Origin of the sequence: Sphingomonas sp. Ant20, assembly GCF_000783375.1 — a bacterium.
Classification (GTDB): Bacteria; Pseudomonadota; Alphaproteobacteria; order Sphingomonadales; family Sphingomonadaceae; genus Sphingomonas; species Sphingomonas aerolata.
This window is the reverse complement of record NZ_JRVI01000126.1, coordinates 23,425-47,971: the sequence shown is the minus strand read 5'-3', so window position 1 is coordinate 47,971 and position 24,547 is coordinate 23,425. Positions and strand designations below refer to the sequence as shown.

Below are 24,547 nucleotides of genomic sequence, written 5' to 3'. Positions count from 1 at the left end.
TGGGCGGCGACCGGCACGGGCACCATGAAGTTGTTGCGCGCAAACTTCACCAGCCCCTCGACCTTGCCTTTGTCGTTGCCCCGCGCTGGACGCGCAAAACGGTCCTGAAACAGGTAGTGGCTGACCAACTCTGTGAAGGCACGCGTGCGCTCACGCGTTCCGTCGCCGCAGATTTTTGGCCACGGCGATGGTTGTGTTGTCGTAGAGGATGGACAGCGGCACGCCCCCGAAGAACGCGAATGCCGACACGTGCCCGTCGAGAAACGCCTCGGTCGTCTCACGCGGATATGCCTTGAAGAAACAGGCATCCGACTGCGGCAGCGACATGCAGAAATAGTGGATCTTCATCCGCTCCCCGCCGACGATCGCGACCGCCTCCCCGAAGTCGACCTGCGCATGCCCCGGTGGGTGCGCCAACGGCACGAAGGTCTCGCGCCCGCGCGCCCTGCACAGCCGCACATGGTCTTTCACCATCGTGTAGCCGCCCGTATACCCATGCTCGTCGCGCAGACGCTCGAAGATCCGCTTTGCCGTGTGTTGCTGCTTGCGCGGTGCCTCACGGTCGGCCGCCAGGATTGCGTCGATAGCCGGTAGGAGCGCCCCGAGCTTCGGCTTGGTCGGAGGCTTCGTCCGGCGGTATCCGGGCGGTGCCGAATACAGGCACATCTTGCGGACCGTATCCCGGTTCAGCCCGAACACCTCCGCCGCTTCCCGGCGACTATGGCCTTCGACGAACACAAACCGTCTGACCGCTGCGTAGCTTTCCACGACAAACATCCCCGCCGCTCCGCAAAGGGAGCAGCTTACCAAATGGCCGGATTTTACTCCGCCCCCACCGGCAATGCGCCGGCGGTCCTGTGGCCTGATTTGTCACCGCCCTTCACACACAATGCTAGGATTGAATAGTGCGGCCGATTCGAAGGCATATTCCTGACTGAAATACGCCCCTATCAGCAGCTGTTCCGCTCCGTCAGGATCCACCACGCCGAACTCGTCGCTTATCTCGGCGAAACGCCGCAGAAATATCTGATCGGCGTTGCGGTGGCGCTCGTTCATTGGTTTTGAGAGCAATTTGAGCATCCGTGACCGAAATGCTGGCTCTAGCGCGTGGATCCGCTCGGCAACCGCCTCGCGACGCGACGGCCGATTGGCCGCGAACGCCGCGGGATAGCCGAAGTCGAATGGCCGGATGACGGTCCTCGATGGATCAGGCTTTAGCTCGATCTCGAGCTTGGTAAATACGTCCGCCGCGTCCATCGACGTCGAGCCTTCCTATATGCGCCCCGGCCTAGCTGCGAGCGACGACGCTTGAGCGCTTTGGGGCGCGAATATATCCATGCGCGGCATCGTCATGCTGCACCGACCCGCGTTGACCCACAGGCGTGGCTCGCAGACACCCTGACGCGCCTCGCCAACGGCCTCCGCACAATGCCAGCGGCGACCGGTTGAACCCACTACGGCGTTTTTAAGACGTTGCGCTCCACGCGCGCGAGGTCCAGCTCCTGCGTAGTCGCGCAATCTCGAAAAGCTTGATCCACTGGCGACGTGATCGCCGACACTGGCGGCTCGCGCCGGGCTTACCGGGGGGCGCTGCTATCTCCGAATATGCGCTGCCAACGACGCAGCATTGTGGGCATGATCCTCAGCCCTGCTGCCGCCTCGATCCGCATGCGACCGCTCGTCTAGACGATTCGAGGATTTCGCGCTTGAACTCATCGATAACCTTCGTCGTACTCGCCATTTTAAATCTCCTGGCTCCGCGCAGCCATCATTGGTGTCCGTCACACCGAAGGAAGCACGCCTACCCCAAGTTAGGATAGTCTTGCCTCTGGCTTGACCCTGCGTCCGAGTATGTCGACCAGCCACAAAAGGCTTCCCTTCCAGATGCCATGCAAGCGTGCCTGGTAGCTCCGGTAAAGCATTGCATGGCCCAACTGAGCAACGCGTCCACGGATAAAGCCGCCATCGAAAAAGCCGAAGCGGCCGAGCGATCCGTAGGCATCGTAGCCGCCCAGCGAAACAAGTCCGCCGAAGTCCTTATAACTCGCCGACGGGGCGTGTTTACCTGCTATCAGCCAGGCAGATACCGGCACAGGTACTTGGCGTGCTGGCTGGCCGCCTGTGCGGTCGTGGGAACCGGTGTATCACTGCCGGGGAGCTTCGCGCTTGCGCAATCGCCCAGAGCATAGATGCGCGGGTCCCCCGCAGTCGCCAGCGTAGGGCCGACAACAAGCTGGCCGCTCAAAGAGCGCTCCAGATCCGTCAGCGTATCGATTAGCGGCGGTGCCTTAACGCCTGCAGCCCAAACTTTCAGGTCCGCGGGGACCGTGGTGCCGCCCTCCAGTGCGAACGCCGTTTTACCTACGGCTGTCACACGAGTCCCCGTGCGCACGGTAACGCCAAGTTGCTCCAGCTTGTCTCGAGCGGCGTTCCCCACCTTTTCCGGGAAAGGCCCAAGCAGTCGAGCCCCGGCTTCGATCAGCACCACGTTCAGATAGCTCGACGCATTGGCGATCCCATATCGCTCGACCACGCTGGCGATCTGGATGAGTTCTGCTGCCAGCTCTACGCCCGTCGCGCCGCCGCCAACGATGCCTACCGTCAGGGCGTTTCCAGTCGCAAGACTCTTCACGAGATGCACGCGCAGGAGATCGTTGAATGTGATCGCGTCCGATCGGGTGTCTATCCGCTGGCAATATTCCGCAACACCGGGCGTATTGAAGTCATTTGCCCGGCTGCCGACCGCGAGCACCAGCGTGTCATAGGGAATCGTTCGTCCAGGCACGATGTCCTCGCCCCCCGACCTGCAGGGGAGCTATCTGCAACTTCCGACGATCCCGATCGATGCCGATCACTTCGCCAAACTCATAGCGGAAGCCGCGCGTCCGTGCTTGCGCGGCATAGACCGTCTCCTGCGCCCCAGCATCCGACGTACCCGCCGCGATGGTGTGCAACATCGGCTTCCACACATAGGCAGTTTCCCGGTCAACAAGCGTAACGGCCAACGTCTGCGTGCCCGACCGTTTGCCAGAAAGGCACGTGGCAATGTCCAGTCCAGCCACCCCGCCGCCGACGACCACGAGCCTGTGTTCCTTATCCATCTTCATGCCTCCTGCATCACGTCCGAAACTCCCTGGCTACGGCAATCCAAATGCATGGCCTCATTTTCGCGCGATCAAAGGCGCCGCAGTGTCACGCAACATTGCGGCGTCGCCGACCTCGTGCCCGATTCTAAGGCGCGCGATATCCTCGCCGAGCAGCTGCTGGCGAGGCAGCGGTATAATGCCGGGGATCGGACGCGGCGCCGTCAAATTGCCAAACGCGCCAGATATGCTGAACGCCGCTGGCGCTTTACCGGCGACTGCCGTCATAGCATCTGCCCCCGACCTTGCGTACACCGTTCGATAAGGTCAGCTAGACCGCCGTCCATGATGCGAACACCTTTCAATAGTAGCCCTTGACGCAGCGCTGGGAACTAGCGGGGACCGTGAGGTATACGCAGGTGAGCTTCACCAGGCTGCCTCGGCGCGACTCTCTGTTTGCTGCTGTCGCCACGCACGCAATATTCCGATCTGGTTATTATCGCTTGGGGACATCTCCCTTACAGAGAGGCTCGATTCTGCCGAAGGCGGTTCGCTCGAGCCGATGCAATCGGCCGATTTGGCAAGCGCAGGCGGACTATCGCCCTCGAGCAGTTCGAGCAGGGTGTGTCGGCCGCGCGAAATACGACTTTTCAACGTGCCCAGCGACACGTCCTCAATTGCTGCTGCTTCTTCATAGCTGCGACCTTCAATGCCAACGAGATGAATAGCGCGCTGCTGTGTCGCTGTCAGGCCAGTCCAATAGCGCCCGACATCCTGCAGAAAAAATTGCGGCCTCCTGTCCCGACGCAACGGCCACATCCGGAAATTCGTCTCCATAGGTGTCCGTCTTGGCGACTCGTTTGTGGCGAACATGGCTCAGGAAGCAGTTACGAAGAATGCGATAAACCCAAGCCTTGAAACTTGTGCCGACCACGAACCTGTCGCGATTCCGCCACGCGCGGATCGCAGCATCTTGAACGAGATCCTCCGCCAGATCGTTATTGCGCGCTAGGGAACGGGCGTACCGCGATAGGCCAGGCAGGACTTCGCGGAAGACACGGTTGAACTGCCCGTGATCGAGCGTCGGCGGGTACGGCGCAAGCTCCCTCGCTGACTGGGGGATCGTCATAAGCTTCACCTCGAGATTTCTGCCTCGACCGACCTATAACCTCAAATTGAGATAGAGACACCCGCCGGGATACCTTATTGTCTGATCCTAGACGAATAAAGCTCCCCAATGTTCCGTTTGTGCACCTATAATATCTCCGCCAGTATCCTTATCCCGTGAGCCCTTGAGGCTAAAACGCTTAGATATGGCTGCCTTCGCGCTCAGCGGCTGGCATACCTCACGCGGCTGGCCGGCTCGACGGGCTGCTCCAGCCCGGAGACAAACTAGGACGCCGTCGGCTGCCGAGAAGACGCGCGCTCACTCACTCCGCGCAGCGGCAAAGGAGGTCCGATGAGCTATTTGATCTCTCGTACAGGCGCCCGGCTCATCGAACGCCTGATCCTTCTTCGCGGGTAAGCGTCCTCCTGTCACGTAGGACTGCCCACAGCCTCGGCTCACAAGTTGCACCCGGCCAGCTTGATGAATGCGGCCCACTGCAGAGCGAGAAGGTGTTCGTTGCCGACCCCTCCCAATATAAGGTCACTTGGGCAGTTATGGTTTATCCGCAAAGGCGCTGCAGGCGCACCCCGGCCGCATGCTCGACGACGAGGCTCGTCACGATCAACGCCGGAATTACGACGGCGACGGTGATGATGAGCATCGTCACCGTCGCTGCCCTGTTGCGGCGCTCTGGCCAGCGCGTGAGCAACTTTTGGAAAAGCGGCTGAAAGAGCAGCGCGGCCAAGACCGCCCACAAAAGAGCGCCAGCAAAGCTCGAAACGACCAGAGCGAGGCCGATCGTGATCAGACAAAGAAATAGAACAAGCCCGCCGTTTTCGACGGGCCGTCGATTAATAGCCATTCCGCTTGACCTTTATGTCGCGAAGGTTCGAGCATAACAACGACCGGGAGTCGCGCAAAGTCTCGCTGCGACCGCTAACTCTCAGCATTCCAAATAGCTCCTTGAAGCGTCCCGGATTTCCTGGAGGCTCCCACTTGTGAGTAGGAGCATCGAGAATGAGCAAGACGACAAACAAGTTTTCGCCTGAGGTCCGCGAGCGGGCTGTTCGGATGGTGAGCGAGCACCGGGCGGATCACCGTTCGGAATGGGATGCGCTGGTGTCGATCGCGGGCAAGATCGGCTGCACGGCGGAGACGCTGCGGCGTTGGTGCCGCGACGATGCTGGCCGGCGTGCGGGGCCAGCAGCGCTGGCAGATGATGACCGTGCCAGATTGAAGCTGCTCGAGCGAGAAGTGAAGGAGCTCCGCCGGGCCAACGAGATCCTCAGGAAGGCGTCGGCATATTTTGCGATGGCGGAGCTCGACCGCCCCGGGCGATGAAGATGGCGTTCATCGACGCGCATCGGGAGGAGTTGGGAATCGAGCCGATCTGCCAGGAACTGGCGGTCGCCCCCTCCTCGTATCATCAACATGCGGCCCGGCGGGCAGATCCGGGCAAACGTTCCGCTCGCGCCCGGCATGACGACGAGCTGAAAGAGCATATCCGGCGTGTCCACGAGGACAGCTTTGGCCTGTACGGTTCGCGCAAGGTATGGCGGCAGCTGCTGCGCGATGGCGTCACCATCGCAAAATGCACGGTCGAGCGGCTGATGAAGGTGATGGGGCTGGCCGGTGTCCGGCGTGGCAAATCCTGCGTCACCACGGTTTCGGATCGCAAGGTCGTATGCCCGCTCGACAAGGTCAATCGGGAATTCAAGGTCCAGCGTCCGAATGCCTTGTGGGTCGTGGACTTTACCTACGTCCACACCTGGGCGGGGTTCGTCTACGTGGCGTTCGTCATCGATGCTTTCGCCCGCCGGATCGTCGGCTGGAAAGTCAGCAGCAGTGCTACCGCCGGCTTCGTGCTGGATGCGCTCGAGCAGGCCATCCATGCCCGTCGTCCTACCGCCGACGATCGTCTCATCCACCACTCGGACAGAGGCTCGCAATACCTCGCCATGAGCTACACCCAGCGCCTGGCGGAGGCAAAGCTGGTGCCGTCGGTCGGCAGCGTCGGAGATTCGTACGACAATGCCCTCGCCGAGACGATCAACGGCCTGTTCAAGGCTGAGGTCATCTGGCGCCAGCGCTCCTGGCCAAGCCTCGCCGCTGTCGAAATGGCGACGTTGCGGTGGGTGGACTGGTTCAACAACCAACGCCTCTTCGGCCCGATCGGCTACGTCACGCCCAGCGAGGCCGAAGCTGAATACTATGCCGCGCAATTGGAAACCGCTATCGCGGCATGACTCAAACCAAACTGCCTCCGGGAAATCCGGGACGCTTCAGTCATGCTGAGGTCGACCTTCCAGAACGGGCTCATGCTGGCGTAGGGGCATTAGCGGAGCTGCGCGCCATGATGCTCGGTATCATTGATCTGATCGAACGCGACCCACTCGCGGACAACCGTAGCGAGCTCGAAACGACGTTTCGCCATCTGCGTGAATTGAATAAGATTATGGAGGGTGAAATCTACGAAACCGTAATAGCTTGTTCGAAGGCGCGTCGCTCGATGATCGCGAGCATTACGACATCCAGATCAAAGGTCCATTGATGGCTATTTCAGACGAGGAACGGCTACGAGCAACCCTGCGGAAAATAGAAGCGTTGTATGCAGCGGCGGGTACCGAGGGGGAGAAGAATGCAGCCGGCGCTGCGGCTGAGAGATTGCGCCGTCGATATGAGGAAAGTCGCTCTGCGGAGCGAGTGCAAGAGTTCCGATTCTCGTTGCCTGATCCGTGGTCGCGGCAGCTCTTTGTCGCACTGTGTCGGCGATATGGGCTGCGGCCGTTTCGCTATCCGCGAATGCATCGTCAATCGATCGTCATCAAGGGGCCGGCCAGCTTCATAAACGGGGTACTGTGGCCTGAATTTGAGGAACTCAGCGGAGCCTTGATGGCGCATTTGAGCGCCGTCACAGACCGCATCATTCAAGAAGAGATACATCGCTCCGTTCATGATGCAGAAGAGGTCCCCGATATGCCGCGACTTACCTCGTAACGTCAAATACCCCCTCGGATTTCAGCGAGCCGCGAGCACCGTTCACTGAATCAAAAATCAACCTGAAGTCTCATCGTCTATGCCCTCGCCTACTCGTTCAAGCGCCCGCCGATTTTACACAGCTCACTTGCCTTCTGACCTAGGTTTTCGAGCTCGCCGATGCCTCGCAGAACCGAGATTGGGTCACACGAGCCAACGCTCCTGTTCTGACATTCGACTTCTGCTATTGTGAAGGAAATCGGGCACCGGCAGGTGTACGATTTCCTCCAAGGCAGGAAGCCGTGGGCCGCGGATGCTGGCCTATGGGGTTTTCGGTTTTCGCCCTGGTTTGAGGCGCGGGCAACAGCCGCCCGGGCGGGCATCTGTGGGCTGGAAGGAGGTCGTCTGGCGCTGGGTTTGGCTTGGATTTTGGCTTCGACGAAGGCGTGAGATGTGGGTCGCCACGCGGAGCGGCATCGTCAACGCGAGCGTCATCATGGCCGGAAGCGCACAGGCCGCGCGGCGGAATGCAGGTGAGCCATGGCGGGTCATGGCGCGGTGGTCCCGGTAGGGTTGGTGGCATGCGGGGGGTGCGCGGGGCTGGCGCCAGCGTTCGAAGGTTTCGATGACGACCATGCGTCCGCCGCAGCATGGGCATGGGGGTCGGGCATCGTCGGGTTCGACCGGTGCGGCTGCGGCCACGGGCGGGGCGACCCCGAGCAGTTGGCGGGCGTGTTCGAGGTGAGCCTTGCGGGTGGCGCCAGCGAGCAGGCCGTAATGACGGATGCGGTGGAAGCCTTCGGGAGAACGTGGATCAGGAAGCGGCGGATGAACTCGTCAGCGGCCAGCGTCATCAGCTGCTGCCGGTCGGCGACATCGTTCCGGTAATTCTTGTAGCGTAACGTCACCCCGGTCTCGTCGAAGCGGACGAGGCGGCTGTTCGAGATGGCGACCCGGTGGGTGTAGCGCGACAGATAGGCGAGCACCGCCTGAGGGCCGGCGAAACGGGGGTTTGGCGTAGACGACCCAGTTCTTCTTCCGGACCGGGGACAGGTGTCGCAGGAAGGCGCGGCGGTCGGCGAGTGCTGCGAGACTGCCGAAGAAGCCGAGCCGTCCCGCCTCGTACAGCGCCATCAGCCGGGTCAGGAACAGGCGGCGGAACAGCTTGCCGAGCACACGCACCGGCAGCAGGAACGCGGGGCGTGACGACACCCAGCGGTTGCCGTCCGGGGACAGCCCGCCGCCGGGTACGATCATGTGGATGTGCGGGTGGTGGGTCATCGCCGAGCCCCATGTATGAAGCACCGCAGTGATACCGATCCGCGCGCCAAGATGCTTCGGGTCCGCGGCGATGGTCGTCATCGTCTCGGACGCCGCCTGGAACAGCAGGCCGTAGAACGCAGTTTTGTTCTGGTACGCGATGTCGGCGACCTCGGCCGGCAGGGTGAAGACGACGTGGAAATAGGTGACCGGCAGCAGGTCGGCCTCGCGCTCGGCAAGCCATGCGCGCGCGGCCGCACCTTGGCAGTGCCGGTTGCGACAGGAGTTATAGGCCACCCGCCAGTGCCCGCAGTCGGTGCATTCCTCGGTGTGGCCGCCAAGCGCAGCGGTGCGGCAATGTTCGACAGCCGACATGACCTTGAGCTGGTCGAGGCTCAGATGCCCGGCATGCGCGGTCCGATACGCAGGGCGGGCAGCGCGAAAGATGTCGGCGACCTCAAGCGAGGTGCGCATCGCACGCTCACCCGGCGGGCGTCTTGCCCTCCATCAGCGCCATCAACCGGTCCAGCGGACCGGTTACCGCATGGATCGTCCGCGTGGCGACCTTGGTGTAGAGCGCGGTCGTCTCGAGCTTGCTGTGCCCGAGCAGCACCTGGATGACGCGGATGTCGACGTCCTGCTCGAGCAGGTGGGTGGCGAAACTGTGCCGTAGGGTATGCGGACTGACGCGCTTGCGGATCCCGGCTGCGTCAGCCGCCTCACAGACGGCACGGTGAAGTTGGCGCGTCGAGATCGGGTCGGTGTAGCTACGCCCTGGGAACAGCCAGCCGTGCGGCAACAGGACACTGCGCCGCTTGCCCTCGCGCCACCAGAGCCGGAGCAGTTCAAGCAGTTGCGGCGACAGCATCGCGTTACGGTCCTTGCGGCCCTTGCCCTCCTCGATGCGGATCAGCATGCGCTTGCTGTCGATGTCGTCGGCCTTGAGATGCGCGACCTCCGACACCCGCAATCCGGCGCCGTACGCGACGCCCAGCGCTGCTCGGTACTTGATGCCCGGCGCCGCCTCGAGCAGCCGCGCCACTTCCTCGACGCTCAGTACGTCGGGCAGCTTGCGGGGACGAGGCGCCAGGACCAGCTTACGCGACAGGTCGGGCCGGTCGAGCGTCACGCCGAACAGGAAGCGCAGCGCCGACACTGTGGTGCCGATGACGGACTCTCCGACACCGTGCTCGCGCTGGTGAAGCTGGAAGCGTCGTACGTCCTCGGCGGTCGCGGTCTCCGGCGAGCGTCGCAAGAAAGCCGCGAAGGCGCGAACATGGCGGACATAGTCATGTTGCGTCCGCGCCCGCATCGCACGCATCGCCATGTCGTCGAGCATGCGCTGACGCAGCGGCGTAACGGACCGTTCGGTGGGTATAGTCGCCATGGGGAGTTCCTCTCGTTGAAGGAACTCCATCGTCTGCCACCCCCACCGCTGAGCCAAACCTCAGCGCAGGCGCACTACCTCGTCACCATTACCACTGCCGCGCAGCGGCTTCGTGCTTTGGGTCCTTACCGCCGCGACGCTGCTGGTCAGCTTGCGCCCGCAACGCGGCCCATACCCGCCATATAATGGCTCTCTCGCAGCATCGAGGCATGCTCGCTAGCGCTTTGGTTTCTTGGGACGGTTCGTCGTGCCGTCCGTTGCAACGAGAGACCTACTCAGAACGGGCGCCATTACCGCATAACCGGCGAGGTTTGGGTGGACGCCATCGTCGGTTAGGCCGCTCCGCATTCCGCCATCGTCATTAGCCATGGCACTGTAGTAATCGATGTACGTGAAGCCGTTGTAAGCCGCATATCGCTTCAGCCAGGCATTGTGCTCCACCAGCTTGGCGGCCGGCTTGTATTGCCTGGCCCACCAGAACTCTTTCGCCGGCAGCATCGATACAAGATATACGCGGATGCCGTGGGCTTTGGCCATTTCGGCCATGGCGCGAACATTGTTGCGTATGAACCGATCCGAGGTCGGACCGGTATTGCCCGCGATGTCGTTGCCGCCCGCCAGGATGTGGACCGCGGCGGGGTTCAGGGCGATGACGTCCTGTTCAAACCGCAGAAGGATCTGCGGCGTGGATTGCCCGCTGATCCCGCGTCCGACGATGCCGTCCGTGAATAGCGACGGCTACGCCTTCTGCCGACCTTCGGTCAGCGAGTCGCCGATGAGGACCAATTTCACGGACCCCGTCACCGCCATATCGTCGGCAGCATAGCGGCACAGGTCTGCCCAATCTTTGTCACGGCGGAGTCCGTTCGCCTCCGCCTCGGTTTTGCTGGCCGTAGCGGTCGCGATCGCCCCGCACGGATCGGCAACGGCTGCGGTTTCGCGCACGGTTGCGTCGCGGCTTGCGCGGTGGTCGTGCAGGGGAGGCATGCCAACGACATGGTGGAGAGGATCAGGGGCGTTCGCATCAATAGACTCCATTCCAAGCCGACCGTTCGCCCATAGCGCCCGCGCTCATGGTCGCCATGCGAAGGTGACGGCAGCGCCGGGCGGAAAACTGTAGCCGAACGGGTGTCGCCCGCTCGCAACCCGCAGCGACGCTGCTGTATCGGTGGCATTATAGGCGAGCAGGACGAGACCGCCATCGGGGTTGCGGAACGCGACGGTCGGCAGTTGCGTCGTGCTCGTCGTCGCGATCCGTCGCGCCCCCGGTGCCACAAAGCGGCTGAGATGACCGAGCGCGTAATATTCGAGCTCGCGCGTGACCGTGCCGGTCGCGGGGTCGATCGTCACGACGCCGCGGCAATTGTTGCAACCGCCCTTGTGCGGGCCGCCTTTGGGGTTGAGCGCCAGGTTCCATAGCAATACACCGCGCGCCCACCGCCGGGTGGAGCCGATCATGAGCCGCTGGATCGTATCGCCGAAGCCCGTCTTCCACCCCGGCCGCCAGCCGCCACCCGAGCATTCGGTGAAGAACACGTCCTTGTCGGGATGCTTGACCTGAACGCGGGTCTGCGCGGCGACATCGCCGGCATAGCAATGCCAGGCGACTCCCGCGACGTGGCGCGCGGCGGCGGGATCAGTGAGCACGGTTTCGGGTTGTTCGGGCTGGTCCCAATTATGGTCCCATTCGAGGACTTCCGTGCCGAGTTTCGCCTGCGCGAGCGCCGGCCCCAGATCGCGACCGATGAAGCGCGCCCGATCGATCGCGGGCCACCTCATGCCGGGATAGTCCTTCGGCGAGAAATCCGGCTCGTTCTGCACGGTGACGTAGCGCATCGGCACGCCGGCGGCCGCATAGGCCTTTAGATAGCGCACGAAATACCGCGCATAGATGCCGTAATCGGCGGGGTTGAGGACGCCGCCGACCATCGAATCGCCGGTCTTCATCCAACCCGGCGGGCTCCAGGGACTGGCCATGACCACCAGCCCGGGATCGATCGCGAGCGCCTGACGGACGGTTGGAAGTACGGTCTTCGCATTGGGTGCGATCGAGAAGCGCGCGAGATCGGGGTCGCGCTGGCCTGTGGGCATGTCGTCGAAGCTGTAATGCTCGGGCGAGAAATCGGATGCGCCGATCGTCAGCCGGGTGAAGTTCAGGCCGAGCTCGCCGTCGCCGCGACCGAACAAGTCCTGCAGCAATGCCGCACGACGGGCAGGGGGCAGGCCCTGGATGAGGATCGCCGACGCATCGGTGATCGCGGCGCCGAACCCGACCATCGACTGGTAGCGCTTGGCGGCGTCGACGGTAATCGTCGTCGCCCCGCGCTGCGGCCTGGAAACGACGACCGGTGCGAGCCGCTGTGCGCCGTCGGCCGACGTCAACCAGGCGCGAACGGGTGCGGGTGAGGGCGCCGCACCCAATGTCAGCAACGACGCGAGGACGAGCGCCCGTCGCGCGCTCATGGCTTGATCCGCGCATCTGCGAGCGTTGCCGTACCGGTCAGCGCCGTGTCGCCCGCGAACCGGCCGACGATGACCGGATAGCGTCCGGCCGCGACATGCCAGCCACGCGCGGCGACATCGAAATCGGCGAGCAGGCGTGGGTCGACGGTGACACTGACCCGCTTCGTCTCGCCCGGGCGGAGCGTGACGCGTTCGAACCCGACGAGCCGCTGCGTCGCGCCGTTCCGCCGGCCCGCGCTCGCATACACTTGCGGCGAATCCGCACCAGCGACCTTGCCCGTATTGGTGACGTCGAAGCTGACACGCAGCGCCGCACCCGGCTCGATTTTCAGACCGCCATAGCGGAACCGGGTGTAGGACAGCCCATACCCGAACGGAAACAGCGGCTTCGCACCCGTCTTCGGATAGCCGCGATAGCCGACATCGGCGCCCTCGCGGTACGGCACGTCGACCGAGAGCGAGCGCTCGACCATGCCATAGGTGCCCCCCGCCTTTACCTTGGCATCCGCGGCCTTCATCTCGGCGAGTCCGGGGATCGTCGGACGTATCGCCTGCGCTTCGCTGGCAGGAAACGTCATCGGCAGCCGGCCCGATGGATTGACCGCGCCGAACAGGATGTTGGCGATCGCCTCGCCACCCTTCTGCCCCGGATACCAGGCCTGCAGCACGGTGGGCACGCGCGACAGCCATGGCATCAGCACCGGCCCACCGGTCTCGAGCACGACGGCGGTGCGCGGATTGGCGGCGGCTACCGCGTTGATCAGCGCGTCCTGGTTATCGGGGAGCGCCAGCGTCTCGACGTCCTGCGCCTCGGTGCGCCATTGCCAGGCGAAGATGATCGCGAGATCGGCGCTGCGCGCGGCCTTGGCCGCGGCGGCAGGATCGGTGCCGTCGACAAAGATGACGTTCGCGCCCAGTGCCATGGCACGGATTGCCTGTAGGGGTGAGGAGGCGTGCCACGTCACGCGCGCGAACGACGCTGCGGCCCCCTCCTTCAACGGGATCTCGACCGGCGCGCCGCCGACCGAGCGCACCTGGCTCGATCCGCCGCCTGACAGCACGCCGACATCGGCATGCGCGCCGATCAGCACGATCCGTTTCGCGCTGCGTGCAAGCGGGAGCAGGTCGCCCTCGTTCTTCAGCAGCACGCTGCCCTTTTCGGCGACCTCCTGCGCGACCTTCGCGTGGGCGGCATAGTCGATCGGTTGCGGGGTCGTCGGCACCGGATGATCGATGAGACCGGTGGTCGTGACGCCCCACAGGATGCGGCGGTTCATGTCGGTGAGGCGGGCGGAACTGACGCTGCCGTCCTTCAGCGCAGCGGCGAGCGGCGCGCCGAAATACATCGCCTTGTCGAGTTCCCGGCCGGATTGCTGGTCGAGCCCGGCGTTGATGGCTTTGGCGGTCGAATGCACCGCGCCCCAGTCGCTCATGACCCAGCCCTTGTACCCCCAGTCGCCCTTGAGGACCTGGTTGAGCAGATGGTCGTTCTCGCAGGCCCAATCGCTCTCGACCTTGTTGTATGCGCACATGACCGATCCCGGCGCACCGCGTTCGATCGCGATCTCGAAGGCGAGCAGGTCGCTTTCGCGCAACGCCGCCTCGCCCATCTGCGAATTGACCGTGGTTCTCAGGGTCTCCTGCGGATTGAGCGCGAAATGCTTCAGCGTCGAGACGATATGGTTGGACTGCACGCCGCGGATCGACTCGCCCGCCATTATCCCTGCGAGCAGCGGATCCTCCCCAAGATATTCGAATGTCCGCCCGCCCCACGGATCGCGCGTCAGGTTGGCGCCGCCTGCGAGCAGCACGTTGAACGTCTTCGCACGAGCCTCGGCCCCGATCATCGCGCCGCCGCGATAGGCGAGGTCGGGGTCGAAGCTCGCCGCCAGCGCAAGGCTGGCGGGAAGCGCGGTCGCGGTGTCGCCCTTGCGCTGTTCGATCTGGTTGGCGACGCCGAGACTCGCATCGCTCTCGCGCAGCGTCGGGATGCGGAGGCGGGGGACGCCGGGGACATAACCGGCGGACGGGATCATGTCTGCCGGCTTATCCTTGCTCATGGGCGGGAAATAGCCATGGACGTAACGCAGCTTCTCCTCGGCCGTCATCGCGTCGGCGAGCGCCGCAGCGCGCTGGTCGGGATCAGCCTGTATTGTGGGCTCAGCCCGCTGTGCGTGCGCGGACGCAATCAGCGCGGTCATGGCCGCAGACAGCGCCAGCGCGCTCAACAGCGTTTTCATCCATCCTCCCGTTTTTTCCGCTTCGCTTGAATTGGAAGCGCTTCCAATTCCGTCCGTCTAAGGCCGCACGCCGCGTTGTCAACGGTCCGGCGGCAGAGCGGTGGAGGCTCGTTCGACGAGATGGAACGGCAGCATCTCCGGTCCGGTGGTAACAGCCGTCGCACCTTTCTGGATCGCCGCGATGATCTGTATCGCGCGGCCGCTCATCGCCTGGATCGGCTGGTGGATCGTCGTCAGCGGCGGCCATACCAGCGCAGAGACGGGCGTGTCGTCGAAGCTTCCGATCGACAGGTCGCCGGGTACCGAAAGGCCGTCGCGGTGAGCAGCGAACAGCGCGCCGACTGCGGTGTCGTCGTTGGCGCAGATGATCGCGGTCGGCCGCGGATCGGCGGCGATGAGTGTCGGCAGCAGGTCAACCCCCGCCTTGAAGGTAAAATCGCCGCGGCAGCTGATCATAGCCTCGGGTCCCAATCCCTCGGCAACGAGCGCGCGCAGCGCCCCGTCATGGCGTTCCTCGGCCGACAGGTGACCGGCCAGTCCCTTGATGAACCCGAACCGACGATGGCCCAGAGCGAGCAGATGGCGGGCCAGCGCGAAACCGGCGGCTTCGTCGTCCATCCGCACGGAAGGCGCGCCTGTCGCCACGTCGAGGGCTGGCGAGATGCAGACCAACGCGCAGGCGCGTTTGGCCAACGCGGCGGTCAGCGTGGTCCGATCTGAGAACGGGGGCGTAAGAATGATTCCCGTGCAGCGGCTGTCCTCGACGAGCTCAAGGATTCGGGCTTCGCAGTCTGAAGCGGTGTCGACGATCGCATGCGTGACGATGTCGAAGCCGAACGGCACGGCGGCGCGCAGCGCGCCGATCTCGAGCGCGGATTGATAGTAGGAGTTGGGCTCGCTCTCGACGTTGGAACTGCAGATCAGCAGCACGGTGCGGTTGGCGCCGCCCGCAAGGAAACGCGCCTGCACGTTGACCTGGTAGTCCAGCGCGTCGACCGCGGCGAGTACACGCGTTCGCATCTTGGCGCTGACGTTAGGTCCGTCGTTGAGCACGCGCGACACAGTTGCCCTCGCCACGCCGGAGCGTGCGGCGACATCGTCGATCGTAGGTTTGCGGTCGGTCAGCGAAGGTCCTCCACGGATTCCGTGCCGTATGCGCCGCGCCGTGGCAATGCCGGCATCAGGCCGCGCTCAGGAAGCTGGCGATCGTCAGGCGGCCATCGCGCGGGACGGGCGGCAGCATGCGATCGTTGGAAATCGCGGCGCAGTGCAGCAGGCTGCTGCGATAGATCACCGCGCGGTTGTAGGCCGGCGCGACGTGGCCGATGTCCGCGAAGATCGCGGTGTCGCCTTCGATATAGCCGGGCGCGGGTTCGCCGTGCATGCGCAGATCGTCGGCGAGCGCATCAAGATAGTCGCGGTGCCGCGTCGGGGTGATCGTCTCGAACGCTGTGCTGCGGTGGCGAAAGAAGCGCGTGCCACCCCAGTCGGCGTGCGACAGGTAGTGAACGATCGCAAGCTTGCCCGGCGCCACGTCGTCGATGTGCGGAATCCGCTGCGCCAAAGCGAGATCCGCGGGCGGCGTCACGGAGAGCGAGAACAGCGCCCGGTCGAACGCCAGCGTCCGCGTGAAGCCGAAGATCCTGCGCGCGGCACCTGCCACCAGCGGGCCGATCTCGGCGCAATAGCGTTCGCCGACGGGCGCGCGGACGCCCGGATAGTAGGCGCCGAGTGTCGTCAGCGTCGCGGCTTCCGCCTCGTTGACCAGCCGTTCAGGATCGGGCGCGAAGCCGTCGATCACGACGAGGCTTTCGCCCTCCGCGCCGACGCGGATCACATCGACCGACGGCCGGATCACCGCGTCGCCCGCTTGACAGGCGCGCGGCGAGGGGCGAGCCAGTCGCGATGCAGCCGTTGCCCGAACGCGCCGTTCCGCCGACCGAGTTCGCGGCTATCCGTGCCGCGGCCGATCCCGTGGTGATGCGCGGCCTGGTCGCCGACTGGCCGGTCGTGCGCGCGGCGCGGGCGGGGGCGTTGACCGATTATCTCGGCGGACTCGCGACCGACAGTCTCGTGCCGATGGTGCGCGCGGCGCCCGAGGAGGACGGGCGGCTCCATTACGAAGCTACGCTGCGAGGCCCCAATTTCACGCAGGCCCCGGCGACGCTGCGCGCGTTCCTCGCCGCGCTTGACACGGAGGCGGGTGCGGTGCGGCCCGATACACTCGCGGTGCAGGGGCTCGCGACCGAGCACGTCATGCCGGGCTTCGCCGCCGCGAACGCGATGCCGCTGCTGCCGCCCGGCATCCCGCCGCGGGTGTGGATCGGCAGCGCGGCCAAGGTCGCGACGCACAATGATCCGTCGGAAAACATCGCCTGCGTCGTGGCGGGTCGTCGTCGCTTCACGCTGTTCCCGCCCGAGCAGATTGCCAATCTCTATATGGGGCCGTTCCATATCACGCCGGCGGGCACGCCGGTCAGCATGGTGCATCTGACCGATCCGGATTTCGCGCGGTTTCCGCGCTTCGCCGAGGCGCTTGCTGCGGGATCCAGCGCGGAGTTGGAGCCGGGTGATGCGCTCTATATTCCCTATGGCTGGTATCATCATGTCGAGGCGCTGGCGCCGGTGAACATGCTGGTCAATTATTGGTGGGACCCGGCACGGCCCGATGTCGGATCGCCCTGGGACGCACTGATGCACGGCATGATGACGCTCAGGAACCTGCCGCCCGATCAGCGCCGTGCCTGGGCCGCGATGTTCGCGCATTACGTGTTTCTCGAAGGCGGCGATCCAGGCGCGCACCTGCCAGCACATGCGCGCGGCGTGCTGGCGGCGACGACGCGACCGACGTCGCGCAGATGCGCCGCGGGCTTATCGCGACGCTGCAACGCGCGACCGGGGAACGATGAGCGGCGGTGCCTGACAGGTCCGTGCGATGAAATCGGCGTGACTCGGCATCAGCGCGGTGCATTTGGCGATCACGCCCTCGATATTGCTGAGGAAGCGTTCGATCTCGTCTGCGGGCGTGACGTCGACCAGCGGATCGGGCGCGGTGGGGATGATGCCCTGGCCGATCAGCACCTGGATCCAGCTTTCCTCGGCGAACAACTCGTCGTCCTCGCGGAAGATGCGACCGTTCGCGCGGAACAGCGCGATCTTCCGCGCAAGCGTCTCGGGTACGTCCATGTCGCGGACATGCCGCCAGAACGGCGTGTCGCCGCGCTCGGTCGCCTTGTAGTGCAGAATGATGAAGTCGCGGATGCGCTCGTACTCGAAATCGGTCTGGCGGTTGTATTCGGCAATGTTAGCGGGATCGAATCCGGTGTCGGGCAGCAGCCGAACCAGCCGCAGGATCGCCGACTGGATCAGGTGAAGCCCGGTAGACTCTAGTGGCTCGAGGAATCCGCCGGCGAGCCCGATTGCGACGCAGTTCTTGATCCATCCGCTGCGGCGTTTGCCCGGCACGAAGCGCAGCCGGCGCGGTTCGCCGACCGCGGGCATGTCGAGATTGTCGAGCAGCATCGCCTGCGCGGCGTCGTCGTCCATCCAGCGGCTGGCATAGACATGGCCGTTGCCCGTGCGGTGCTGCAGCGGGATGCGCCACTGCCAGCCCGCCGGCCGCGCGGTTGACCGGGTATAGGGCGTGAAGTTCGCCGACCGCTCGCTCGGCACTGCGACCGCGCGGTCGCACGGCAGCCAGTGGCTCCAGTCCTCGTATCCGCTGCCAAGCGCCTGTTCGATCAGCAGCCCGCGAAAGCCCGAGCAGTCGATGAAGAGCTCGGCCTCGATCACCTCGCCGTCGTCCATCGTCACTGACCGGATGAAGCCGCTCCCCGGATCGAGCGTCACGTCGGCGATCCGCCCCTCGCGCCGCGTCACGCCGCGGTCGCGCGCATAGTCGGCGAGATAGGCGGCGTAGAGCCCGGCGTCGAAATGGAACGCATAGGCGATCTGACCGATCGGGCTGTCGGGCATGTCGGCGCGCGGGCGCATGAACCTGTTCTGGAGTGCCGCCCAGGTGTTGATCGAATAGCGGTCGAATTCGCGAGCGCGACCTTCGCCGTGCATCTTCAGCCAGTAATGATGGCAGCGCAGCCATTCGAGATCCTGGCCGATAACGCCGAATCCGTGGACGTAGCTGCTGCCCGGACGAAGCCAGTCCTGAAACTGGATGCCGAGCTTGAAGTTGCCTTGCGTGCGGCGCAGGAAGTCGTCCTCGTCGATGCCGAGCAGCTCGTTGAACTTCTTGATCGCGGGGATCGTCGCTTCGCCGACGCCGACGGTGCCGATCGCGTCGGATTCGACGAGGACGATCTCGTACAAACCCTTGAACAGGCGCGAGAACATCGCCGCTGTCATCCAGCCGGCGGAGCCACCGCCCGCGATCAGGATACGCCTAAGCTGTGTCATCGTTCGCTTTCTTGCGCTCGCGTCCTGACAAGGCGAGGGAGGCGACGTGAGCCGCCTCCCTCCAGGTGGGGGAGGTCAGAAGCGATAGTTTATCCCGAACAGGAACTGCCGCCCGTATTTCTCGTAGGTTTCGAGCAGCGATCCGCCATCCGAGGTCTCCGTGCCGCCGCCGTCGAGGCCGATGCGGGTGCGATAGGGCGAGTTGGTCAGGTTGTTGACCTGGAAGAGCGCACCCACCCCTTCGAGCGGGCCGCCCTGCAGCGTGTAGCCGATCTGCGCATCGACCTGCTTGTCGGCGAGGATCTCGGTGAACCCGCGCGTGGCGAACAGCTGCACGACCTCGCCCTTGAAGCCGGAGCGATATCGCTGGCTGATGCGCGCCTGGAACCCGTCCTTATCGTAATAGGCGGTGAGGTTGTAAACCCGGCCCGACAGCCCTGGGATGCGCACCGCCTGCGTCGGATCCGGGTTCGAGGTTGGGTTGAGGTTGGACTTGGTGAGCGACAGGCTCCCCTGCACGCCAAGCCCGTCGAGGACCGACGTGACGATCCCGAAGTTGAACGCGCCGCTGAATTCCAGACCCTTCACATTGCCGCCCTTGCCGTTGGCGGGCAGCGTGATCTGGCCGATGTTGCTGATGATCACGCCTGGCGGGATCGCCGAAGCGGTCGTCGGCAACGGTATGCCGCTGAAGTCGAACGTCCCGCTCTGCTGGTAGATGTAGGTCTTGATGTCCTTGTAGAAGCCCGCGATCGAGAAGTAGGTCGTCGGGTTGACGTACCATTCGTACGTCGCGTCCACGCGTTGCGCGCCATGGTTTCAGCTTCGCGTTGCCGCCGCTCGCTGACCAGGGATTGACGATGGTGCCGGGCGAACATGTCTGACCGCTGCATACGAGCGAGTTGAAGCCTGGCGAGACGTTGGCGCGCAGATCGTCCATCCGCGGCCGTGCCATCGTCTTCGATGCGGCGAAGCGTAGCCGGTGGCCGCCTCCCAGATCGTAGATTAGGTTCAGGCTGGGCAGCACGTCGGTATAGTCTGCGCCGTCGCGGATCGACTGGGGGACGATCGGCTGACCGGGTTCGAGCCCATTGATGACGACGCCCTGCGAACGCTGCGTCTGGTTGACGACCTGCACGCCGATATTGCCGCGCAGACGTCCCCAATCGATGTCCGCCTTGGCGTGCCAGGTGATGACGTCTTCGACGATAGTCCAATTCTTGTCGTAGTAATTCGCATCGCGGATCGGCGTGATGTCGTAATACTGACCAAGCAGCGCCGCAGCGTTGTAGCTCAGCACGCTGCCGAAGCCCGCGAAGCCCAGATCTGGCGATGCGGTCAGATACTGCGGGTCGACGAGCACCTGCTGGCGGCCGTTCTTGAGGAACAGGTCGTTGTCGTCGACGGTCTTGCCCTTGTCGCGGTGCGTCCAGTTCACACCCGCGTCGAAGCCGCTGAAGAAGCCCTCCACGTCGTGATGGAGACGCAGGTCAAGTGCGTAGACCTTCTCCTGGACCTTGGGAAAACGGATGGCGCCGTCATGGCCCCAGCCACCCCAAGGCGCGCGGTCGCCGAGCGACACGCGCGACGAGTCGGCATAGTTCAAGCCCTCGTCATAGCTCGGAAAGCCGTCCGTCGGCGTGGTGAAGCCAATATTGTCGTAGGTGCGCCCGACGTCCGGCGTAGCGGGCGTGACGCCGCCGGTTCCGAGGCCATAGCCCGCATAGGTCTCCAGGATCTGCTCGCGGCGCTTGTTCATCGAATACGACAGGTCGGCGAAGAACTGCGTGCGGTCGTCGAGCGTGAACTCGTTGTTCAGCCCGGCCGAAAACAGTTCGTCGTGGCGCGTATTGTTGTCGTTGCGGATGATCGGCACCGCCCGAACCTGCGTCCCCGAATTCGCCACCGCGGAACCGCCGCGATCCTCGGTTCCGACATTGGTGAAGGTCAGCCCATCGGCGAACGGATTGGAGAACCACTGCGCGCCGCGGGTCAGCTCCTTCTGCGAGAACCTTGAATAATAGGTGTCGAGCGTGGAGTGCACCTTGTCGCTCGGCCGCCATTCGAGGATGCCGATGAACGCGTCGCGCTGGTTCGAGCGCGAGGTGACGAACACCTCCTGCCCGTTGAGCAGCAGCGCGCCGTCCGCCGCGTTCGGCTGGACCACGTTGATCGGGTTGCCGGCGGCGTCGGTCTGGTCGCCGAACGCTTCGTAGCCATAGGCTTTGTAATGTCGGTTACCCGATGGCGAGTCGAGCCGCGCGTAGCCAAGCGCGATACCCAGCTTCCCGTCGGCGAACTGGTCGATATAGCTGACGCTGGCGCGGTAGCCGTAGTTGCGCAAATCCTTGTTGAGCTTGCCGCCCTCGGTCTTTTCGCCGCGCAGGTTGAGTGCGATCGCGCGCTTGCCGAATTCGAGCGGGCGCACGGTGCGAAGGTCCGCAGTGCCCGACAGGCCCATGCCCGCAATCTGCGCGTCGGGGGTCTTGAAGATCACGACGCTGGAAAGAAGCTCGGAGGGATACTGATCGAATTCGACCGCGCGGTTGTCGCCCGAGCTGGCCTGCTGGCGACCATTGAGCAGCGTGGTCGTGAAGTCAGGGGCGAGACCGCGGATCGAGATCACCTGAGCGCGCCCCGCGACGCGCTGCGCGGCGAGACCGGGCAGGCGGGCGATCGATTCGGCGATCGAGACGTCGGGCAGCTTGCCGATATCCTCGGCCGAGACCGCCTCGACGATCGAGGTGTTGTTGCGCTTCAGGCTGATCGAATCGGCGATCCCGCGGCGGATGCCGGTGACGACGATCTCGTCACCGCTTTCGCCCTGACCGGGATCGCGTTTCTCGACCGGCAGCACCGCAGGCACGTCACCGGGCGGAGTTTCCTTGTCCGCGCCCGTCTGCGGGCTGCCGGGAACGGGGGCCGCAGCCTCCTGCGCGATCGCGGTCGCGGGAAGCGCGAGCGACAATCCAAGCGCGGTCGATGCCAGATACAATATGCCGGTCGTCGAACGCCGTGCGCGAGTCTTGCCAGTGATCATCGATCCTCCCCCCATTGTTCCGGCGCTGACCGGTAACATCCATTGCGCCTACCCATGCCGCCTTCGACGGCAAATTGGAAGCGCTTCCAATCGTAAGCTCAATTTTATCCGACGCAATCGCCTTTATGGGCGGGGCGGCGTGCACGACTGGGCGAATAGCAGGATCGCGACATAGCAGGCTGCGGGCAGCAACAGTGCCGGCGCCAACCCGTTGGCGTCAGCGAGAATGCCCGTCAGCGGCGGAATGACGGCGCCACCAACGACGGCCATGCACAAAATAGTCGCGCCCGGCGTCGCGTGACCCGGTTCGGTCGGTAGCGCCAGCACGTATATCGTTGGATACATGACCGAGTTGAACAGGCCGACCCCGATCAGCGCGATCGCGGCGATCAGACCATGGCCGAGTGCTGCGATGCTCGCCAATCCGGCGGCGATCGTCGCGGCCGCTGCAAGGATCCGCGATGGCCCGACCCGGTATAGCAACCAGGCGCCGGCGAACCGCCCGACCATCGCACCACCCCAATACAGGCTCACAAGCCGCGCCGCCATGATCGCGTCAACTCCGAGCACGCCTGGTAGCATCAGATAGTCGGTGAGCAGCGCGCCAATCGTCACCTCGGCACCGACATAGGCGAAGATCGCCGCCGCGCCGCCGCGTAGTCGGGCGTCGCGCCACAATCCCGCCCAGACGTTCGCGCTTGCCCTGTTGGACGATCCGCGCGCGCCGCGCAGCAGATCTCGGTGATGCCAGAACGCTGCTGCGAGTAGCGCCGTGACGACCGTCGCACCGCCGAACGGCACCGCCAGCCCCGGAATTCTGAGCGGCGTCGTTCGCGAGGCGAGGATGAATGGCGCGCCGAGCAACGGGCCTGCCACCGTTCCGATCGAGTTGAATCCCTGGAGAATGTTCAACCGGACTGCAGCGCGCGCCGGATCGTTCGTCACGGTGACTGCGGTATTGCTGGCGATCTGCAGGAAGCTGGTTCCGGCCGAAAGCGTGAGCAATGCCGCTAGAAGAAGTACGAAGGATGCCGATGCGAAGCCGGCGATGATGGCGATCGCACCCAAGGACATAAGCAACAACCCTGCGGCATGCCCGCGCATATAGCCGTACGCCGAGATGAACGCCGCGATCGGCAGCGCGAATAGGAGGTAGCTTGCGTGGAAGGCCAACTGAACCGAGGTCGCTGCGGCGTAATTTAGTCCCGTGAGAAAACGGAGTCGCGGAACCAACAGGCTGACGCATGCCGACAGGCACCCGCCGATGAAGAACACACCGATCGACAGGCGGAACAGCCGCGCGGCAATGCGTTCGGCCTCGCCTGGGGGCATCGCCGCGGCAGATGAGATGGTCATGGTGCGTGCGGATCGCGCACCCGCCGATGCGCGGCGAAGAAGCTCCACAGCGCCTCGTCATCGACGACCGACCAGTTATGGCCGCCGCCAATGGTGATCCGGCCGCGAACGTCGGCATCGTCGCGGCAATCCGAATAGCGCTGTTCGTAGACCTCGACAGACAGGCGCACGGTCGTGGGAACTGCCAGGCAGCCGTTGAGCGTCGCCCACCGTCGTTCGGCCGCGTGCATGCCGTAGCCCCAATAGCGCGCGCCACCACCGGCGATCGGATTGGTCGTGTCCCGATCACCGGCAAAGGCTAGGATAGGAACCGGTCTCGACGGCTTGCAACTCGCCGGGTCCGGCTCCGCGGGCGTTGTGGAAGACGGGTTGCCGGCACGCAAGCCCACCACGGGTGCTATCGCTGCGAACCGCGATGCCGCGACGCATCCCAGCCAGGACGCCATCCGACCACCACCTGACACGCCGGTGGCATATACACGCTCGGGGTCGACGCAACCGGCGGCCACCAGCTGGTCGATCACGGCTCCGATGAAGGCCACGTCGTCCCGATCGTTCGCTTTCGGCAGAGATCCTGCGACCGTCGGCACGCCTGGGATGTTCCAGGCAAAGCCCTTATCGACCGCGATGCCGCCATCGGGTGCCGCGATCATAAATGCGTGCCGCTCTGCGACGGTCGCGAGACTCGTTTCCGCGAGAAACGCACCGCCGGAGCCGTGGCTGCCGTGCAGCAGGACAATCAGCGGAAGAGCACCAGCCGCTTTCGTCGGGCGGTAAACAGAGACAGCCTTATGGTCGTTTCCGACCGGCGTGAGGCTGTGCTCAACAGCGATCCCCGAGCAAGGCGACGTCGCCTCCGCACGAGCGGGCACTCCAAAAACTATGAGTGTCAGGAACGCGACCATCAGGTATCGCGAATATGGGGACAGGGACGGGATTCGCCCATATGCCTTCGCAGCCATCCTTGCCCTCCCGTCAATCCTGCAACCGCCTAGCCGATCAATTCTATGCGTCGATCTTCGTCTGACGTCCCGATTATGGCCAATACAGAATGCGTCAATAGAACCTTGCGTGTTTCTCCTACGGTTATAAGTCTGGATGCGTCATATCCGATTCCTGAACGAATGGCTGGTTCCTGGAAGTGATGTTGGAGGCTGAATGTCTACTACTGGGTCATTCGGCCGCGTCATAAGCGAGCGGTTCTTACGTCATGACGAATATTTT

Annotated in this window: 21 protein-coding genes, 2 pseudogenes and 1 other annotated feature; of the genes and pseudogenes, 3 read left to right on the top strand and 20 right to left on the bottom strand. The window is 64.2% G+C overall.

Annotated elements, in window-relative coordinates; all coding sequences use genetic code 11:
- The 6 genes and pseudogenes from istA to NI18_RS14755 form a co-directional block, all read right to left on the bottom strand.
- A pseudogene (gene istA, locus NI18_RS14775) lies at positions 1 to 777 on the bottom strand (IS21 family transposase); the annotation flags it as partial.
- A 93-nt stretch (positions 778 to 870) separates the two neighbouring features.
- Entirely contained in the window at positions 871 to 1,257 is a 387-nt protein-coding gene (locus tag NI18_RS14770; RefSeq protein WP_037530923.1) for a hypothetical protein, read from the bottom strand.
- A gap of 814 nt (positions 1,258 to 2,071) precedes the next feature.
- The gene (locus tag NI18_RS27175) at positions 2,072 to 2,752 is read right to left on the bottom strand and encodes an FAD-dependent oxidoreductase (protein ID WP_306286437.1); all 681 of its coding nucleotides are present in this window, start codon (positions 2,750 to 2,752) and stop codon (positions 2,072 to 2,074) included.
- A 7-nt stretch (positions 2,753 to 2,759) separates the two neighbouring features.
- The gene (locus NI18_RS27170) at positions 2,760 to 3,101 is read right to left on the bottom strand and encodes an FAD-dependent oxidoreductase (RefSeq protein WP_306286436.1); all 342 of its coding nucleotides are present in this window, start codon (positions 3,099 to 3,101) and stop codon (positions 2,760 to 2,762) included.
- A gap of 408 nt (positions 3,102 to 3,509) precedes the next feature.
- Positions 3,510 to 3,920 carry a sigma factor-like helix-turn-helix DNA-binding protein gene (locus NI18_RS23475; protein WP_306286435.1) on the bottom strand — a complete coding sequence of 137 codons (411 nt, stop codon included), beginning with the start codon at positions 3,918 to 3,920 and terminating at the stop codon, positions 3,510 to 3,512.
- Positions 3,921 to 4,750: 830 nt separating this feature from the next.
- The gene (locus NI18_RS14755; RefSeq protein ID WP_037530920.1) at positions 4,751 to 5,053 is read right to left on the bottom strand and encodes a hypothetical protein; all 303 of its coding nucleotides are present in this window, start codon (positions 5,051 to 5,053) and stop codon (positions 4,751 to 4,753) included.
- A 155-nt stretch (positions 5,054 to 5,208) separates the two neighbouring features.
- Between NI18_RS14755 and NI18_RS14745 the strand changes: the two genes are divergently transcribed.
- From NI18_RS14745 to NI18_RS14740, 3 genes are all read left to right on the top strand, one after another.
- Positions 5,209 to 6,437, top strand: a protein-coding gene (locus NI18_RS14745) for an IS3 family transposase (RefSeq protein ID WP_128082025.1) whose coding sequence is annotated in 2 segments (ribosomal slippage) — positions 5,209 to 5,497 and positions 5,497 to 6,437 — 1,230 coding nt in all. Because the reading frame shifts where the segments join, the coding sequence is not laid out codon by codon here.
- Positions 5,490 to 5,606: a sequence feature (AL1L pseudoknot), on the top strand. Its footprint overlaps the gene before it by 117 nt.
- Positions 6,434 to 6,742: a hypothetical protein gene (locus tag NI18_RS25755; protein WP_128082238.1), complete on the top strand. Its 309-nt coding sequence runs from the start codon at positions 6,434 to 6,436 to the stop codon at positions 6,740 to 6,742. Before NI18_RS14745 ends, NI18_RS25755 begins: the two co-directional genes overlap by 4 nt.
- Positions 6,679 to 7,188, top strand: a complete 510-nt coding sequence (locus NI18_RS14740) for a hypothetical protein (protein WP_306286434.1) — start codon at positions 6,679 to 6,681, stop codon at positions 7,186 to 7,188. Before NI18_RS25755 ends, NI18_RS14740 begins: the two co-directional genes overlap by 64 nt.
- 588 nt (positions 7,189 to 7,776) lie before the next feature.
- On the opposite strand, the pseudogene NI18_RS14735 reads toward NI18_RS14740, so the two are convergent.
- From NI18_RS14735 to NI18_RS14680, 14 genes and pseudogenes are all read right to left on the bottom strand, one after another.
- Positions 7,777 to 8,901 (bottom strand): annotated as a pseudogene (locus tag NI18_RS14735) (IS91 family transposase); the annotation flags it as partial.
- Positions 8,902 to 8,908: 7 nt separating this feature from the next.
- Positions 8,909 to 9,814, bottom strand: coding sequence for a tyrosine-type recombinase/integrase (locus NI18_RS14730; protein ID WP_037530919.1), 906 nt, complete (start codon positions 9,812 to 9,814; stop codon positions 8,909 to 8,911).
- A 216-nt stretch (positions 9,815 to 10,030) separates the two neighbouring features.
- The gene (locus tag NI18_RS23465) at positions 10,031 to 10,486 is read right to left on the bottom strand and encodes a GDSL-type esterase/lipase family protein (RefSeq protein WP_306286439.1); all 456 of its coding nucleotides are present in this window, start codon (positions 10,484 to 10,486) and stop codon (positions 10,031 to 10,033) included.
- Between the two features lie 66 nt (positions 10,487 to 10,552).
- Positions 10,553 to 10,759, bottom strand: coding sequence for a hypothetical protein (locus tag NI18_RS22450; RefSeq protein ID WP_128082237.1), 207 nt, complete (start codon positions 10,757 to 10,759; stop codon positions 10,553 to 10,555).
- Positions 10,760 to 10,885: 126 nt separating this feature from the next.
- Positions 10,886 to 12,277, bottom strand: coding sequence for a glycoside hydrolase family 30 beta sandwich domain-containing protein (locus tag NI18_RS14720; RefSeq protein WP_037530917.1), 1,392 nt, complete (start codon positions 12,275 to 12,277; stop codon positions 10,886 to 10,888).
- Complete coding sequence (locus tag NI18_RS14715; RefSeq protein WP_037530912.1) at positions 12,274 to 14,517, bottom strand: glycoside hydrolase family 3 protein; 2,244 nt, start codon at positions 14,515 to 14,517, stop codon at positions 12,274 to 12,276. The genes NI18_RS14720 and NI18_RS14715 overlap by 4 nt, the downstream gene beginning before the upstream one ends.
- 78 nt (positions 14,518 to 14,595) lie before the next feature.
- On the bottom strand, positions 14,596 to 15,621 hold the full coding sequence (locus tag NI18_RS14710; RefSeq protein WP_306286438.1) for a LacI family DNA-binding transcriptional regulator: 1,026 nt from the start codon (positions 15,619 to 15,621) through the stop codon (positions 14,596 to 14,598).
- A gap of 76 nt (positions 15,622 to 15,697) precedes the next feature.
- The gene (locus NI18_RS14705; protein ID WP_037530908.1) at positions 15,698 to 16,375 is read right to left on the bottom strand and encodes a DUF6445 family protein; all 678 of its coding nucleotides are present in this window, start codon (positions 16,373 to 16,375) and stop codon (positions 15,698 to 15,700) included.
- On the bottom strand, positions 16,372 to 17,331 hold the full coding sequence (locus tag NI18_RS25750) for a hypothetical protein (RefSeq protein ID WP_198527025.1): 960 nt from the start codon (positions 17,329 to 17,331) through the stop codon (positions 16,372 to 16,374). The genes NI18_RS14705 and NI18_RS25750 overlap by 4 nt, the downstream gene beginning before the upstream one ends.
- 57 nt (positions 17,332 to 17,388) lie before the next feature.
- On the bottom strand, positions 17,389 to 18,927 hold the full coding sequence (locus tag NI18_RS14695; RefSeq protein ID WP_037530904.1) for a tryptophan halogenase family protein: 1,539 nt from the start codon (positions 18,925 to 18,927) through the stop codon (positions 17,389 to 17,391).
- Between the two features lie 75 nt (positions 18,928 to 19,002).
- A complete protein-coding gene (locus NI18_RS25745) occupies positions 19,003 to 19,377 on the bottom strand; it encodes a hypothetical protein (protein ID WP_198527023.1) in 375 nt (124 codons plus the stop codon).
- On the bottom strand, positions 19,322 to 21,967 hold the full coding sequence (locus NI18_RS14690) for a TonB-dependent receptor (RefSeq protein WP_198527022.1): 2,646 nt from the start codon (positions 21,965 to 21,967) through the stop codon (positions 19,322 to 19,324). Before NI18_RS14690 ends, NI18_RS25745 begins: the two co-directional genes overlap by 56 nt.
- A 123-nt stretch (positions 21,968 to 22,090) precedes the next feature.
- Complete coding sequence (locus tag NI18_RS14685) at positions 22,091 to 23,323, bottom strand: MFS transporter (RefSeq protein WP_037530903.1); 1,233 nt, start codon at positions 23,321 to 23,323, stop codon at positions 22,091 to 22,093.
- On the bottom strand, positions 23,320 to 24,228 hold the full coding sequence (locus NI18_RS14680) for a PHB depolymerase family esterase (protein WP_128082236.1): 909 nt from the start codon (positions 24,226 to 24,228) through the stop codon (positions 23,320 to 23,322). The genes NI18_RS14685 and NI18_RS14680 overlap by 4 nt, the downstream gene beginning before the upstream one ends.
- Positions 24,229 to 24,547: the final 319 nt, after the last annotated feature.